13 protein-coding genes are annotated in these 14,861 nt (G+C 63.7%); 5 read left to right on the top strand and 8 right to left on the bottom strand.

The window, feature by feature from the left end:
• Position 1 precedes the first annotated feature (1 nt).
• From FJ958_RS07635 to cpaB, 5 genes are read right to left on the bottom strand one after another with little or no spacing between them, the layout of a single operon-like run.
• Positions 2-1,423 (bottom strand): CpaF family protein, encoded by a 1,422-nt coding sequence (locus tag FJ958_RS07635; protein WP_140741200.1) that lies wholly within the window; start codon positions 1,421-1,423, stop codon positions 2-4.
• On the bottom strand, positions 1,420-2,634 hold the full coding sequence (locus FJ958_RS07630) for a CpaE family protein (protein WP_140741198.1): 1,215 nt from the start codon (positions 2,632-2,634) through the stop codon (positions 1,420-1,422). Before FJ958_RS07630 ends, FJ958_RS07635 begins: the two co-directional genes overlap by 4 nt.
• Positions 2,635-2,684: 50 nt before the next feature.
• Positions 2,685-2,954, bottom strand: a complete 270-nt coding sequence (locus tag FJ958_RS07625) for a hypothetical protein (RefSeq protein ID WP_140741197.1) — start codon at positions 2,952-2,954, stop codon at positions 2,685-2,687.
• 4 nt (positions 2,955-2,958) lie between these two features.
• Positions 2,959-4,398 (bottom strand): type II and III secretion system protein family protein, encoded by a 1,440-nt coding sequence (locus FJ958_RS07620; RefSeq protein WP_140741195.1) that lies wholly within the window; start codon positions 4,396-4,398, stop codon positions 2,959-2,961.
• Between the two features lie 29 nt (positions 4,399-4,427).
• Entirely contained in the window at positions 4,428-5,354 is a 927-nt protein-coding gene (cpaB, locus tag FJ958_RS07615; RefSeq protein WP_246679526.1) for a Flp pilus assembly protein CpaB, read from the bottom strand.
• Between the two features lie 237 nt (positions 5,355-5,591).
• Here cpaB and parE point away from each other — a divergent pair, with 237 nt between their 5' ends.
• Both parE and FJ958_RS07605 read left to right on the top strand, forming a co-directional pair.
• Positions 5,592-7,646 carry a DNA topoisomerase IV subunit B gene (parE, locus tag FJ958_RS07610; RefSeq protein WP_140741194.1) on the top strand — a complete coding sequence of 685 codons (2,055 nt, stop codon included), beginning with the start codon at positions 5,592-5,594 and terminating at the stop codon, positions 7,644-7,646.
• A gap of 45 nt (positions 7,647-7,691) precedes the next feature.
• Positions 7,692-9,758, top strand: coding sequence for an FUSC family protein (locus tag FJ958_RS07605; protein ID WP_140741192.1), 2,067 nt, complete (start codon positions 7,692-7,694; stop codon positions 9,756-9,758).
• A gap of 97 nt (positions 9,759-9,855) precedes the next feature.
• Here FJ958_RS07605 and FJ958_RS07600 read toward each other — a convergent pair whose 3' ends face one another.
• Positions 9,856-10,980, bottom strand: coding sequence for a DUF2336 domain-containing protein (locus tag FJ958_RS07600; protein WP_140741190.1), 1,125 nt, complete (start codon positions 10,978-10,980; stop codon positions 9,856-9,858).
• Between the two features lie 151 nt (positions 10,981-11,131).
• On the opposite strand from FJ958_RS07600, the gene FJ958_RS07595 reads away from it, so the two are divergent.
• Both FJ958_RS07595 and FJ958_RS07590 read left to right on the top strand, forming a co-directional pair.
• Positions 11,132-11,584, top strand: a complete 453-nt coding sequence (locus tag FJ958_RS07595) for a MaoC family dehydratase (RefSeq protein ID WP_140741188.1) — start codon at positions 11,132-11,134, stop codon at positions 11,582-11,584.
• Positions 11,584-12,465, top strand: a complete 882-nt coding sequence (locus FJ958_RS07590; RefSeq protein WP_140741187.1) for a CoA ester lyase — start codon at positions 11,584-11,586, stop codon at positions 12,463-12,465. Before FJ958_RS07595 ends, FJ958_RS07590 begins: the two co-directional genes overlap by 1 nt.
• Positions 12,466-12,544: 79 nt before the next feature.
• On the opposite strand, the gene FJ958_RS07585 is transcribed toward FJ958_RS07590, so the two are convergent.
• Positions 12,545-13,153 (bottom strand): flavin reductase family protein, encoded by a 609-nt coding sequence (locus FJ958_RS07585; protein ID WP_140741185.1) that lies wholly within the window; start codon positions 13,151-13,153, stop codon positions 12,545-12,547.
• Entirely contained in the window at positions 13,154-13,738 is a 585-nt protein-coding gene (locus tag FJ958_RS07580; RefSeq protein ID WP_140741183.1) for a nitroreductase, read from the bottom strand.
• A 154-nt stretch (positions 13,739-13,892) separates the two neighbouring features.
• Between FJ958_RS07580 and FJ958_RS07575 the strand changes: the two genes are divergently transcribed.
• The gene (locus tag FJ958_RS07575; protein WP_140741181.1) at positions 13,893-14,855 is read left to right on the top strand and encodes a hypothetical protein; all 963 of its coding nucleotides are present in this window, start codon (positions 13,893-13,895) and stop codon (positions 14,853-14,855) included.
• Positions 14,856-14,861 lie beyond the last annotated feature (6 nt).

The raw sequence follows: 14,861 nt of genomic DNA, 5'->3' as shown, positions 1-14,861 counted from the left end.
GCTACTCCTGCGGCCGGCCGGGTTCGAAATAGCGTCCGGGAAATTCGATGCCCATGGCGCGCAGGTCCTCGAGGAAGCGCGGCCGGATACCGGTCGCTTCGAAATAGCCGAGAACCCCGCCGTCCGCATCCATACCGGTGCGCACGAAGCGGAAGATCTCCTGCATCTGGATGACATCGCCTTCCATGCCCGTCACCTCGGCGACGCTTGTGACCTTGCGCTTGCCGTCGGAAAGCCGGGTCAGCTGGACAATGATGTCGATGGCGCTGGCGATCTGGCTGCGGATCGACTGTACCGTCATCGGCATGCCGGTCATGCCCAGCATCTGTTCGAGGCGCGAAATGGCATCGCGCGGCGTGTTGGCATGGATGGTCGCCATCGACCCTTCATGGCCGGTGTTCATCGCCTGCAACATGTCGAAAGCCTCCTCGCCGCGGCACTCGCCGAGGATGACGCGGTCGGGGCGCATGCGCAGCGCGTTCTTGACGAGATCGCGTTGCTTCAGTTCGCCATGGCCCTCGATGTTGGCAGGTCGCGTCTCCATGCGCGCGACATGCGGCTGCTGCAGCTGAAGCTCGGCGGCATCCTCGATCGTGATCAGCCGCTCGTCTTCCGGGATGAAGGCCGACAATGCGTTGAGCATCGTTGTCTTGCCGGTGCCGGTGCCGCCGGAAATGATCGTCGTCTTGCGGGCATGGACCGCCGCGGCCAGCACTTCGGCCATGTTCTGGGTGATGGCGCCGAACTCGACCAGCTTGTGCAGGCCAAGCTTGTTCTTGGAGAATTTGCGGATCGACACCAGCGGCCCGTCTACGCCCACCGGACGGATGGCCGCGTTGAAGCGTGAGCCGTCCAGCATGCGGGCGTCGACCATTGGCTGCGATTCGTCGACGCGGCGGCCGACGGCCGCCACGATCTTGTTAATGATTCTAAGCAGATGCGCCTCATCCTTGAACGGAATGTGCACCTGCTGCAGCTTGCCCTTCTTCTCGACGAAGCAGTTCTGGTGGCCGTTGATCAGGATGTCGTTGATGTCGGGATCCTTGAGCAGCGGCTCCAGCGGGCCCAGGCCAACCATCTCGTCGACGATGTCGTCGACCAGCGCGTCAAGTTCGGCGGTGTTGATCGCCATCCGCTCCTGGCGGGTTTTTTCCGAGACGAAATCATGCACCTGCCGCCGCATTTCGTCCCTCGGCAAGCGCTCCAGGGCGACAAGGTTGATTTCCTCGAGCAGCATCCGATGAATGCGCACGCGGGCATCGAGCACCCTGTTGGCGTTCTTTGCCGGGGCGACCTCGGGTTTTACCGGCAAAGCCTTTCGGCTCGTCGGGATCACCACCGCGTGATGCGCGACCGGCGTTGTTTCGGACGAACGCTGCGGCCGCGCGTCGCGGTTCTGCAGGGTCGAAAAGCGACTGGTCATCCGGCCCTCCTCTTCAAAAGACCCTTGCCGAGGCCGAACAGCGACGTCGATTTGCGCGCGGTCGCGGCTACCTCCTCCGGGAGGATGATCTTCTTCAGGTCGTTGACGACGTTGGCGTTCGGATCGATCTCGTGCAACGGCACGCCACGGTCGACCGCCTCCCGCACCAGCCGGTAGTTGTTGGCGATGCCGCCGACGAAATGCTCGCCAAGGATTTCCTGAACATCCGCCTGCTTGATGCCATTGTCGAACATCTTCTGCTCGAAGCGGTTGACGATGACGTTCGGCTTCACTTCCTTGCCGGCGGTCTCGTAGATTGCCTGGATGAGGCGCTGCGTATGGCGCAGGCAAGGCACCGTCATCTCGGTGACGATATAGAGCTTGTTGGATCCGAGCAGCACCGTCTCCGTCCAAGGAAACCAGGTGCGGGGCATGTCGATGACGACATTGTCGAAATAGGCCGAGACGAGGTCCAGCATGCGCACCACGACATCGGTCTTGAATGAGCGCATTTCCGACGGACGCGCGGGCGCGGCGAGCACGCACAATCCGCTCGCATGCTTCGACAGCATCACGTCCAGCAACTGCCGGTCGAGGCGCTCGGGCTGGTTCTCGATCTCGGTGATGTCGAAACGCGGCTCGAGGTCGAGATATTCCGCGCAGGCGCCCTGCTGGAAATTGAGATCGACCACGCAGGTCGAGGCGCCGCGCGTCACCGAGTGATGCAGCTGGAACGCCGTCTGCAGCGCCAGCGTCGTGGTGCCGACACCGCCCGCGGCCGGCATGAAGGTGTAGATCTGCGACTCGGTGTTTTCCTCGCGCCCCGGCCCTTGCAGGGCCCGCACGACCGAGCGCACCAGGTCGGCCGTGGTGATCGGCTTGACGAGAAAGTCCGCGACCTTGAGCTGCACCAGGATGCGGACGACGGCGGCGTTGAACTCCTGGGTGACGACGACCACTGGGGCCTTGCCCTCCAGTCTGCGCATGACGCGCTGCAGCGATTCGATCTCCTCCAGCTTCGCCGCGTCCATATCGACGATGATGGCGCCGAAGTCGGTTTCCTGGATCTCGCCGCGCAGTTCGGTGACATTCTTTTCCACCGTCGAGAGCTGGATGATCTCGGAGGCGGCGAATGCGGTGCGCGTGTCCTGCACGAAGGTCCCGTCCGTCGACACGAGCAGGATCTTCTTGGTCTTGATGCCGTTTGCCATTCTTGCCGCCTGTGAAGTCGATCGCCGCCTGGATCAGTTGCCCGCCGGAATCAGTTACTTGTGCTTGTCTGCGCCGTCTTCGCGCCAGCCGCCTGATCGGATGTGACGGGCGCGGCATCACCGCGCTTGGCCGGCACGAGGAGTCGGGTGTTCTGGACACCGTACTTCCACGGATCGACCATCTGCATGACCGTGTTGGCGGCCTGCGCTTCGCCGGCGCCTGTCGTCGGACCTTCGCTGCGCACATAGTCGTCGCTGGTGCAGCCGGCGGCGATGCCGGCAAGAAGCAACACGATGCCTGCTCTCAGGATCACACGCATCGCTTCAATCCTTCGGCAGGTCTAGGAAATGACCGACCGTGGTGGCCGTCCGCGCGGCGCTGCCATCGGCCAACGCCAGCGCACGGCCGTTGTTCGCCCCCTTCACCTCCTCGGTGTTGTTGAGAAAGTAGTCGACGTTGCTGGCCGGTTGAGTGCCGTCCGTCGGCCCGGCCATCTTCTTCGACGGATCGACGGGCTTGACCAGATAGGGCGTGACGATGATGACGAGGTCTGTCTCGCGCCGCTGATATGATTTAGACGAGAACAGCGGTCCGAGCACCGGCATCTTGCCGAGGCCTGGAATGCGAGAGGTGGTGATGTCGTTCTGCGACTGCAGCAGCCCAGCGATCATGAAGCTCTGGCCGTTCTTCAGGTCGACCGACGTCTTGGCGCGGCGAACGATGAAACCGGGCACCGAAATGTTGCCGATATTGTAGGAGGCCGACGCATCGATGGAGGACACTTCCGGCGCGATGTCGAGGCTCACCAGCCCGTCCTTGAGCACGGTCGGCGTGAAGTCGAGGCTGACGCCATATTTCTTGTAGCTGACCGAGATCTTGCCATTGTCCTCCGAAACCGGGATCGGAAATTCGCCGCCGGCCAGGAAGCTCGCCGTCTCGCCGGACCGAGCAATAAGGTTTGGTTCCGCGAGGCGTCGGGCAAGGCCGCGCTCTTCCAGGGCCTTGATGGCGATGTCGATCGAGACGCCGTTGGACAGCAGCCGGCCGATGGCTTCACCGGTTCCTGCCGCCGGCACCGTATCGGGTTTGAGCGAAACATCGCGCCCACCAAAGCCGTAGGCAAAGTTGGCGCTGTATTTGGCGCCGAGATCCTGGCCTGCCTGGCGGTTGATCTCGACGAAACGGACGTTGAGCTGGACCTGCTGCGACGATGAGATGTTGACCGAGTTGATCACTTCTTCCTTGCCGGAGAAGCGGGTGGCGATCTTGTTTGCCTTTTCGGCGGCGACCGCGTCATCCGCCTCGCCCGACAGCACGACACGGCCATTGGCCGAGCCGACCTTGATCTTGGCATCCGGCACGCTGGCGCGGATCGTGCTCGCCAGTTGGTCGGTGTCGAGCGTCACCTCGATGTCGATGGTGCCGACCAGTTGCTTCTTGTCGTCGAACAGCGCGATACCGGTGGTGCCGAGATTGTTGCCGAGCACGTAGAAAGACTTGTCGGTCAGTGGGTTGACGTTGGCGATCTCCGGATCGCCGATCACGATCTGGTAGAAAGCGGCACTCGTCATGATCGTCTTGGGCTTGCCCTTGGCGACCTTGATCGATGCATTCCTGGTCGACGAGACGTGGACGACATCGTTGTCCGCCCTGGCAGCGCCGGATAAAGCGAGCACTCCGCTCGCGGCCAGCGAGACGACCATCGCCAAGGCGCGCACGAAGTGCCGCCGAGCCGTCATTCGATATAGCGTACGCATCAACATTGTCCGTCCCGTCCGGTCCCCACCGGCCTTTATTTCTGGTCCCGCGAAGGAACCTGATATTCCTCGGCCTGTGTGCCGCGTGTCACGATGACCGTCTTGAATTTCGGCTTCTCGGGCTCCTTGGCCACCGCGTCGAACAGCGAGCCGGCCGCTGCCTCGGCCTTGGATGCCACCGATCCGCCGAAGGAGGAAATGGTGGTGACGCCGCCATTGCCGTCACCGCCTTCTCTGGCCGACCGCAGCGACAGCGACAACGTGCCGACGGTGCGGGCAAGCGCCACTTTCTGCGCGCCATCGGTCGTCACCTGGATGGTCACGGAATTGGCCACCTGCGGCGTCGTCTGACGCTCGTCGGCGCCCTGGCCGACGCTGAGCACCTTGGCATCGGCGACGACAATCTCGGAGGTGACGGTCGAACCAGCAGCTCCTTGGGCATTCTTGGCCACTTCCTGGATTGCGCCGGCATCGCGTGTCAGCACGACATCGACCCGGTCGCCCGGCGTGACGAAGCCGCCGACGCCGGCGATCTCGTCGGTGCGGATGGTGACGGCCCGCATTCCTGGCGCAAGCATGTTGGAGAGCGTCGCACGGCCGTTCGGTCCCGACAGCTTGGCCAGCAGCACCGGCTCGTTGACCTCGATCGGCGTCAGCACCACGCGGCCGCCTTCGCCGAGCAATCCGTCGATGGTGGCAAAAGCGCCCTGCGGCAGGGAATCCTGCGGCCACGGGATTTCGCTGAGCTTGGCACGGTCGATCTCCATGCCGTAACGCAACGGCGCGTTCGCCACGACGATGGTTTTGAATTCAATCCTGGGCGGGGTTGGAGCGGCGATCGATGCCGTCTTTTCCCCGGCATCGGCCTTGGCCTGGCTCTTGACCCAGAAATCCGCGGCAAAGATCGAGATCGCGCCGAAAACGGCGGCGATGCCGATCATCGTTATGGCCTTGCCCTTCACGCCGAAACCCCTGATGCCCGCAGTTTCTTGTTATGTTGGGCTCACGCTAGGCGGCATTGTTAAAGAATCAGGTATCCTGCACGGCCGCATTTGATCTATTTCCGGCCGCTTGGTTATCGAATGGTTTTAGGATAAGAGGGGCCAGACCCCCGAACGTAACAGGAACCTCCGTCGCTTGGCGCTGAAAAGCGTGGCAGTATCGACGGGTGATTCGAAGCATCGGACTCTATGGCAGGCATGGACGACAACAACGATCTCTTCGCCAATATGGACAAGCAGCCGCAGCCGGTTCGGGCGTCCGCGCGCCCGGCGGATCCGCTGGTGCAGGCGGCAAAACGCCCGGCGGCTTCCAAGGACGGCAGCGAGGGTTACAGCGCCGCCGATATCGAGGTGCTCGAAGGCCTGGAGCCGGTGCGTCGCCGGCCCGGCATGTATATTGGCGGCACCGACGACAAGGCGATGCACCACCTGTTCGCCGAAGTCATCGACAACTCAATGGACGAGGCGGTTGCCGGCCACGCCACCTTCATTGATGTCGAACTCTCGGCCGATGGCTTTCTCACCGTCACCGACAATGGCCGCGGCATTCCGGTCGACCTGCACCCGAAATACAAGAAGCCCGCGCTCGAAGTGATCATGACCACGCTGCATTCGGGCGGCAAGTTCGACTCGAAGGTCTATGAGACCTCAGGCGGCCTGCATGGCGTCGGCGTTTCCGTCGTCAACGCGCTGTCGGACCATCTCGAGGTCGAAGTCGCGCGTGGCCGCCAGCTCTACCGCCAGCGTTTTTCACGCGGCATCCCGGTGAGCGGCCTTGAGCATCTCGGTGAAGTCCACAACCGGCGCGGCACCAGGATCCGCTTCCATCCCGACGAGCAGATCTTCGGCAAGGGCGCGGCATTTGAACCGGCGCGGCTCTACCGCATGACGCGTTCGAAAGCCTACCTGTTCGGCGGTGTCGAGATCCGCTGGACCTGCGACCCCTCGCTGATCAAGGAAAAGGATCAGACACCGGCCAAGGCGGAATTCCATTTCCCTGGCGGCCTCAAGGACTACCTCAAGGCGTCGCTCGGCGACGAATTCCAGGTGACGCGGGAAATCTTCGCCGGCAAGAGCGACAGGCAAGGCGGCCACGGCTCACTCGAATGGGCGGTGACCTGGTTCGGCGGCGACGGCTTCATCAATTCCTACTGCAACACCATTCCGACCGGCGAAGGCGGCACCCACGAGGCCGGCTTCCGTAACGTGCTGACGCGCGGCCTGCGCGCCTATGCCGATCTTGTCGGTAACAAACGCGCCTCGATCGTCACCTCGGAAGACGTCATGATCTCGGCGGCAGGCATGCTTTCGGTATTCATCCGCGAACCGGAATTCGTTGGCCAGACCAAGGACAGGCTGGCGACGATCGAGGCGATCCGGATCGTCGAGACCGCGATCCGCGATCCCTTCGACCATTGGCTGGCCGACAACCCGCAGGAAGCCTCGAAGCTGCTCGAATGGGTGATCGCTCGCGCCGACGAGCGCGTACGCCGCCGCCAGGAAAAGGAAGTGTCGCGCAAGAGCGCGGTGCGCAAGCTGCGCCTGCCGGGCAAACTCGCCGACTGCACGCAGAACGCCGCCGCCGGCGCGGAACTCTTCATCGTCGAAGGCGACTCGGCCGGTGGCTCGGCCAAGCAGGCGCGCGACCGTGCCAGCCAGGCAGTGCTGCCGTTGCGCGGCAAGATCCTCAATGTCGCCAGCGCCGGCAATGACAAGCTGGCCGCCAACCAGCAGATATCGGACCTGATCCAAGCGCTCGGCTGCGGCACGCGCTCCAAGTATCGCGACGAGGATCTGCGCTACGACCGCGTCATCATCATGACCGACGCCGACGTCGACGGCGCCCACATCGCCTCGCTGCTGATCACCTTCTTCTACCAGGAGATGCCGGCGCTGGTGCGTGGCGGTCACCTCTATCTGGCGGTGCCGCCGCTTTACTCGATCAGGCAAGGCGGCAAGGTCGCCTATGCTCGCGACGACGCGCATAAGGACGAGCTCCTGCGCACTGAATTCACCGGACGCGGCAAAGTCGAGCTCGGCCGTTTCAAGGGCCTGGGTGAAATGATGGCCTCGCAGCTCAAGGAGACCACCATGGACCCGAGGAAGCGCACGCTTCTGCGGGTCGATGTGATCGATGCCGAGGCGGCGACCAAGGACGCGGTCGAAGCGCTGATGGGAACCAAGCCGGAGGCCCGCTTCCGCTTCATCCAGGAACGTGCCGAATTCGCCGAAACGGAAGTGCTGGATATCTGAGCGCCCCCTGCTCTACCTTGTCCGTGCGGGTACGGAGTCGAGCATGTGATCGGGGCGTGGCTGAAAGATTATCTCGGGACACGGTTCGCCGGCCTGACGCGACCAACGCGCTCGGACTGGATCTTCGCTCTTAGAACCGTTTCGGCCGGCCTGATCGCGCTGCTGGCCGCCTACGCCCTCAAGCTCGACCATCCGCAGTGGGCGATGATGACGGTGTTCATCGTCGCCCAACCGGTCGCGGGCATGGTGCTGGCCAAGGGCTTCTACCGCCTGCTCGGCACATTGGCGGGCGGATTGGCGGCAATCGGCATCACCACGGTCTTCGGCTCCAATCCGTGGCTGCTGGTGACCGTGCTTGCCGTCTGGATCGGCATCAGCACCTTCGTCTCGTCGCTGTTGCGCAATCCCGAAGCCTATGGCGCGGCGCTTGCCGGCTACACCGCGATGATCATTGGCCTGCCGGCTTTCGGCCAATCCCATCTCGTGGTCGATCTGGCGGTCGCGCGCTGCGCGGAAATCGTGTTGGGCATCGTCTGCGCCGGCGTGACCAGCCGGCTGATCCTGCCCAAGCTGGCGGGCGACGCCATCATCGAAAGGCTGAAGCGCTGCATTCTCGACCTTGCCGTCTATGCGGGCGGTGCATTTTCCGGCCGCGACAGCGCGGTATTGGCCGATCTTCACCGAAAGCTGATCGCCGAAGCGGAGATACTTGGTGAAATGCGCGTCTATGCAAGGCTGGAGGCGCCGAGCCTGGCGACCCGCGCGCATCCAGTCCGGCGCACCATCGGCCAGCTTCTGTCCGCTCTATCGGCCGCGCGCGCACTGCATGCCCATGCCGCGCCAAAGAACGCGGCGCTCATTCCCGTGCGCGCCGACCTGCATACTCTGGTCAGGGAACTCGCAGCCAAACCAGGCGCTCTCGAGGACACCACGTCATGGGTGGCACGGCTCGATACCATCGCCGCCAGGGCACGGCAGATGCCGGACATGCCGGATGGGCAAGGTGACGAGAGGCTCGGCACCATCACTCGCCTGACCATCGCCGCCGATTTCGCGGAAGCCTTGAAGCAGGTGCTGCGCGGCCTCGACGCGTTGCGTGCGGCCGCCCCGCGCTCCACCCGCGTGCGCAAGCAGCCCGCGCTGGTGGTGCACCGCGACTATCATGCGGCCTCGCGCAACGCTGTGCGCGCGGCACTCGCCACCTTGCTGGTCGCGGCCTTCTGGCTGACGACGAAATGGTCGGAAGCCGCGGGCACGGTCATCCTGGTCTCCGTCGTCTCCAGCCTGTTCGCCGCCCGCCCCGATCCGGTGCAAGTGGCCTGGGGCTTTTTCAAGGGCACCTTGCTGGCCCTGCCCTTTGCCTTCCTTGTCGGTCAGATCGCCCTGCCCGCCTTGCCCGGCTTCGGCTGGTTCATGATCTTCGTCGTGCCGATCCTGGTGCCTGCCGCGCTGGCGATGGCCAATCCGCGCTATGTTGGCGTGGCGACGGCCTTTGCCATCAACTTCCTGGCTTTCCTCAGCCCGCACCAGGCGATGACCTATGATCCCGGGCCTTTCCTGGCGGGTTGCGCATCAATCCTGGTTGGCATCCTGCTGGCGATCGGCGTTTTCATCGTTGTGTTGCCCTCCGATCCGTGGATCTTCGTCAACCGCATCGTGCGCGTGATGCGCGAAGACCTGGCGCGCCTCTGCTTGCATGAGCGCGTGCCAAGACGCAGCGCTTTCGAGAGTCTCGCCTACGATCGGGTCAATCAACTGATGTCGCAGACGCAGCGCATTGGAAAAAAAGGCGATGCGGTTCTGGACGGCAGCATAGCCGGTGTCACCGTGGGCGTCGAAATCCTGCGCCTGCGCCACGCGCTGCAAAGTTCCACCTTGGCAGCCGAAACGACCCTCTCGATCTCGAATTTTCTGCGCGGACTGGCGCGCGAGCTGCTGTTCCGGCGGCCAGGCGAGCCGCAGACTTCAACCGTGACCGTCGCCAGACAGTATGCGGCCACGATCACACAGCGAAGCAGCGCCGGTGAAATGCTGCAAGTCGCAGCCTCGCTGCGCATCATCGCCGCCGCGATCGAGGATTTTCCGGATTTCTTCGCGAAAGACCGAGGCTAGAGCAATTCCAGGAAAAGTGCGCAGCAGTTTTCCGTCCGGAATTGCGTAGGAAAAAGAATTAGAGCGGGTCAGCTATTCCATCAAACGCTGAACCGCTCTAAGCCGCCGCGATGGCCAGCGCATGGCCGCGCGCGTTCTCGCGCAGCGCGTCGAGATGGATCGACTTGACCAGAGCGGCAAGATCGCCTTCCGCGGATTGCCCGCCCAATTCCTTGAGCATCAGCCAGCTGACTTCCTGCACGCCGGCAATGCGCTTGCCATTGGCGACCTCCCGCCAGATTTTCAGCGCCCGCAGGATGATCGCATGCGTGGAGACGGCGAGGCCGGCGCTACGGAACAACGCTTGCAAAGCCACATCATGCCCGCCTGCCAGCAGCGCCCTCACCCGCGGCTCCGACTGCTGGCCGAGCGCGACCAGCGTGGAGCCGAAGAAATCGACCTTGCCGTGGGCGATGGTGCGGATGAGGAAGCTCGCGGTGAGATCGCCGCGCAGCCTGAGATGCTCGATCAGCGCGGCGTGTTCTTCCTGCCGCGTGCCCTCGATCAGCGTTACCGAGGCCTTGGCGCAGGCATCGCGCATGACGCGGTCGGCACGCGCGGCGCCCATCAGGGCCATGACCAGTGGCGACGTCTTCAATGTCTCGCCGAGCTTGACGAGCAGCATGTGCCGGCAGTCGGCAGGCAGGCGGGCATCCGATATCAGCGCTTCTCGCACCTGCGGGAGATGCCCGTGGCGTTCGGCCATGCGGCGGAAGCTCAGCGAAGCGATATCGGCACCGCTGTTGGCAAGCAGGACAGCGCAGGCTTCCGCCTCGCCGATCTCGGCGATGGCCGCCGCCAGCGCCATCGAGACGAGCGGACGGTCGGCAATCAACTTCTGGGTTGCTTTCGGGCTCGCCGCCACGCGGTTGATCAGATCGGCGTCGGTGAGCAGTGGTGAGCGCGCCAGCACGACGCCGGCGACCTCCGGCTGGTCGGACGCCAGCGCACTGATGATCTGCAGCGGCGCGTGGTGGCTCATCGAAAGCGCTTCCGCCATTGCAAGCCGCACCTTCGACGAGGCATCGTCGAGCAGCAGCGTCAGCGCCGCTTCGGCGGCGCAGCGGTCCTCGAACGGCAGTTCGGAATTGACATAGGCCCGGGCCAGCGCATTGGCCGCCGCGGCACGCTCCGACACCCTGGCCGTGTAGATCCATTTCAGGAAATGCGAAACAACAACCATGCCGCCTGCCAACGCCCCTTGCCGGAAGGTTTCCAGCCCCGTGCAGACGGTAGGCAGAAATGGTTTACGAACCGTTCACCATGTTCATTAACTGGCTTGCGAGTGCCGGATGCAGCGCCTATCAACCGTCAGACAGTGCAGGAGACGGAGAATGGCCGGACTACATCTCGAGGAATTTGTTGTCGGCCACGTCTTCCAGCACCCGCTGCGCAAGACCGTCACGGAAAGCGACAACATGCTGTTTTCGGTGATGACGCTGAACCCGCAGCCATTGCATATCGACTTCGATTTCGCCGCGAAAAGCGAATGGGGCAAGCCGTTGGTCAACTCGCTGTTCACGCTCGGGTTGATGATCGGCATTTCGGTCAACGACATCACGGTGGGCACGACGGTCGCCAATCTCGGCATGAAGGAAACGGTGTTTCCGCATCCAGTCTTCCATGGCGATACCATCCGCGTCGAGACAACGGTCGTCTCGGTACGCGAGTCCAGGTCGAGGCCCGATCGCGGCATCGTCGAATTCGAACACCGCGCCTACAACCAGCATGGTGATCTGGTCGCCAAATGCGCCCGGCAGGCGATGATGCTGAAGAAGGCCGCCTGATGCGTTCGCTGCTGTTTGTTCCCGGCGATTCCGAGCGTAAGCTGGAAAAGGGATTTGGCGCCGGCGCCGACGTGGTGATCGTCGATCTCGAGGATTCCGTGGCACCGCGGAACAAGGCAACGGCGCGAGAGGTCGCGGCGCGTTTTATCGCCGAACGCCGGAGACAAACCGGCTCGGCGATCTATATCAGGGTCAACGATCTGGCGAGCGGACTGACGGATGATGATCTTGCCGCGCTGATACCGGCGCGGCCGGACGGCATCATGCTGCCCAAGTCCAACAGCGGGCAGGACGTCCAGCAGCTCTCGGCAAAGCTCAGGGTACGCGAGGCGGAGAATGGCCTGCCCGACGGCAAGATCAGGATCCTGCCGATCATCACCGAGACCCCGGCGGGTGTGCTTGCCGCCGCGACCTATGCCGGCGCAAGCGCGCGGCTCGCCGGCCTCACCTGGGGCGCGGAAGACCTCTCGGCGGCGATCGGCGCTCGCTCAGCCCGCGACGGGCACGGCCGCTACACCGACGTGTTCCGCCACGCCCGCCTGATGACCATCCTGGCGGCCGGCGCCGCGGAAGTCGCGGCGATCGACACCGTTTTCCCGAATTTTCGCGACATGGCAGCCTTCGCCGCGGAATGCGCCGAAGCCGAGTGTGACGGCTTTACGGGAAAGATGGCGATCCATCCCGATCAGGTACCCGTCATCAACGCCGCTTTCACGCCATCGCCCGAAGCGGTGAAACAATCGGCGGCGATTGTCGCGGCGTTCGCGGCGGCCGGAAATCCAGGTGTCGTCGGCATCGACGGCAAGATGTACGACCGCCCGCATCTGCGGCTCGCCGAGCGGCTCCTGGCACGCGCGAGGGCGGCAGGGATTTCCGCCTAGACGCGCCAATCGCTACCATGCGCGCCGCCTTGACAGCCCGAATGCCGTCAACGCGCTGTGATTTGCCAAAGCCTGGAATCTATTCCTTGCCCCAGCGCGGCCGGCGCATCGAAAAGATTTCATTGACGCTGGCATAGTCCATGTAGCCGAGGCGAGCCACGTTGCCAGCCTTGGTGACATCGAACAGGCCGTCTTTCAGAAAAGCATCGTCAATGTGCACGCCCACCACTTCGCCGGCGACGACGACGGCGCTCGTTGGCGCCCCATTCAGCGCCTTTGGGCGAAAGACCTCCGTCACCCGGCATTCGAGCGCGGCCGGCGCTACCGCCACACGTGGCGGCCTGACGAGACGCGAAGGCGCCATGGCGAGATCGGCATAGACGAACTCATTGACGCCACGCGGCGCATTGACGGACGTGTAATTCATCTTCTCCGCCAGATCGCGGCCGACCAGGTTGGCGACGAACTCACCGGTCTCCTCGGCGAAGGAGGCGCTGTCCTTCTCGCCCTCGGAGGAGAACCAGACGATGAAGGGCCGCGTCGAAATGGCGTTGAAGAAGGAGTACGGCGCGAGATTGATCTCGCCCGCCTTGTTCAGCGTCGATATCCAGCCGATCGGGCGTGGCGCCACGATCGCCTTCGACGGATCGTGCGGCAGCCCATGCCCCTTGGACGGCTCGTAGAACATTCAGCCTGCCCAAGGCCCGGTGTAGTCGGCGTAGAGCTTTGCCGGGTCAGGCCGAGGCCGCTCCGGCGCGGGCCCGGCATGGGAGCCGATATGGATGAAACCGACGACGCGCTCCTGCGGCGCTAGTCCAAGGATCGCCCTGCCCTCCGGCACATCGGAATACCAGTTGCTGATCATGTTGGTGCCGTAGCCCAGCGCGTTGGCTGCTATCATCAGGTTCATCGCCGCCATGCCGCCGGACAGGAACATCTCCCATTGCGGTATTTTGGGATTCTCTTTCGGCACCGACACCACGCCGATCACCAGCGGGGCGCGCGAGAAGCGCGCCAATTCCTGATTGCGGCGGCCCTCGGGCAGCGGCCCTTCCCGCTGTTCGGCGAGTTCCGCCAGCTTCCTGCCGATCTCGACACGAGCATCGCCGCGATAGAGGATGAAGCGCCAGGGTTCCAGCCGGCCATGGTCGGGTACGCGCGTGGCGGCGGCGATCATCGTTGCGATGTCGGCATCGCTGGGCCCGGGCTCCTTGAGGTCGGGAATTGGCGCTGAATTTCGGGTCAGCAGGAAGTCGATGATCGGCGACGCCATGGGCGCAAGTCTCCTGGACACTCTGTTTTGAGCTGAAGCGCACCATCGGGAATTCGGGTGGCTCGGGCAAAGGCGCGCGAGCGCCGGAATGAAGAGTCGCGGGTCGGACTCTTAAGCCTTGAAATTGCCACCGCCATGGGCTTCAACGCAAGGCATGTTTGAGGGGCGACCGCGACTTTTCCTGCTTCGGCTCTGTGCCGTGCTGTTCTTGCTGCCGGTCGCCATGGCCGTTGCGCAGGAAAAGGACGGCGTAAGCGACCTCAAACTTCCCGGAATTTCGAGCTATGCGACGCCCAAAGGCGAAACGCCGCTCGCGCTGGGCGGCGGCGGCTCGATCACGCTTTCCGCCCAGCTGACCGACAAGGGCGCCGACATCACCCGGGGCCTCGTCTGGCGCGTCTTCAAGCCTGAAGCCGTCAACGGCAAATTGCCGATGGTGGCCTCCGCCCATGGCGGCAACGCCGTCTTCCAGCTCGAGCCCGGCAGCTACCTGGTTCATGCCTCCTATGGCCGCGCTGGCGCCACCAAACGCATCACTGTCGGCAAGGACGCCAAGCGGGAAAGCCTCGTGCTCGATGCCGGCGGCCTGAAGCTCGACGCGGTTCTGTCCGGTGGCGTACGCATACCGCCGAAGAAGCTGCGCTTCTCGATTTACGAGGGCCATGCCGCACCCAATGGCGACCGCGCGCTGATCATTCCCGATGTCGAGCCCAACAGCGTCGTGCGGCTCAATGCCGGCATCTATCACGTCGTCTCGACCTATGGTGCGGTCAATGCGGTCATCCGCTCCGACATCCGCGTCGAGGCCGGCAAGCTGACCGAGGCCACTGTCGAGCATCACGCCGCCGAAATCACGATGAAGCTGGTGCGCGAAGCCGGCGGTGAAGCCATCGCCGATACGTCGTGGTCGCTGCTCAATGAATCCGGTGATCCGATCAAGGAGACCGTCGGCGCCTTCGCCTCGATGGTGCTTGCCGAGGGCGACTACACCATCATCGCCAAGAACCGCGACCGTATTTATCAAAAGGATTTCACGGTCGTGGGAGGGCAGAACCTGGAGATAGAGGTTCTGGCCACCGAAGCCGCGGCGATGGATCCCGAGGAAGGCGCGGACTAGGGGGCC

Origin of the sequence: Mesorhizobium sp. B2-3-5, from assembly GCF_006442395.1 — a bacterium.
In the GTDB taxonomy this organism is placed as follows: Bacteria; Pseudomonadota; Alphaproteobacteria; order Rhizobiales; family Rhizobiaceae; genus Mesorhizobium.
The sequence above is the reverse complement of the archived record's forward strand: the minus strand, read 5'-3'. Positions and strand labels throughout refer to the sequence as shown.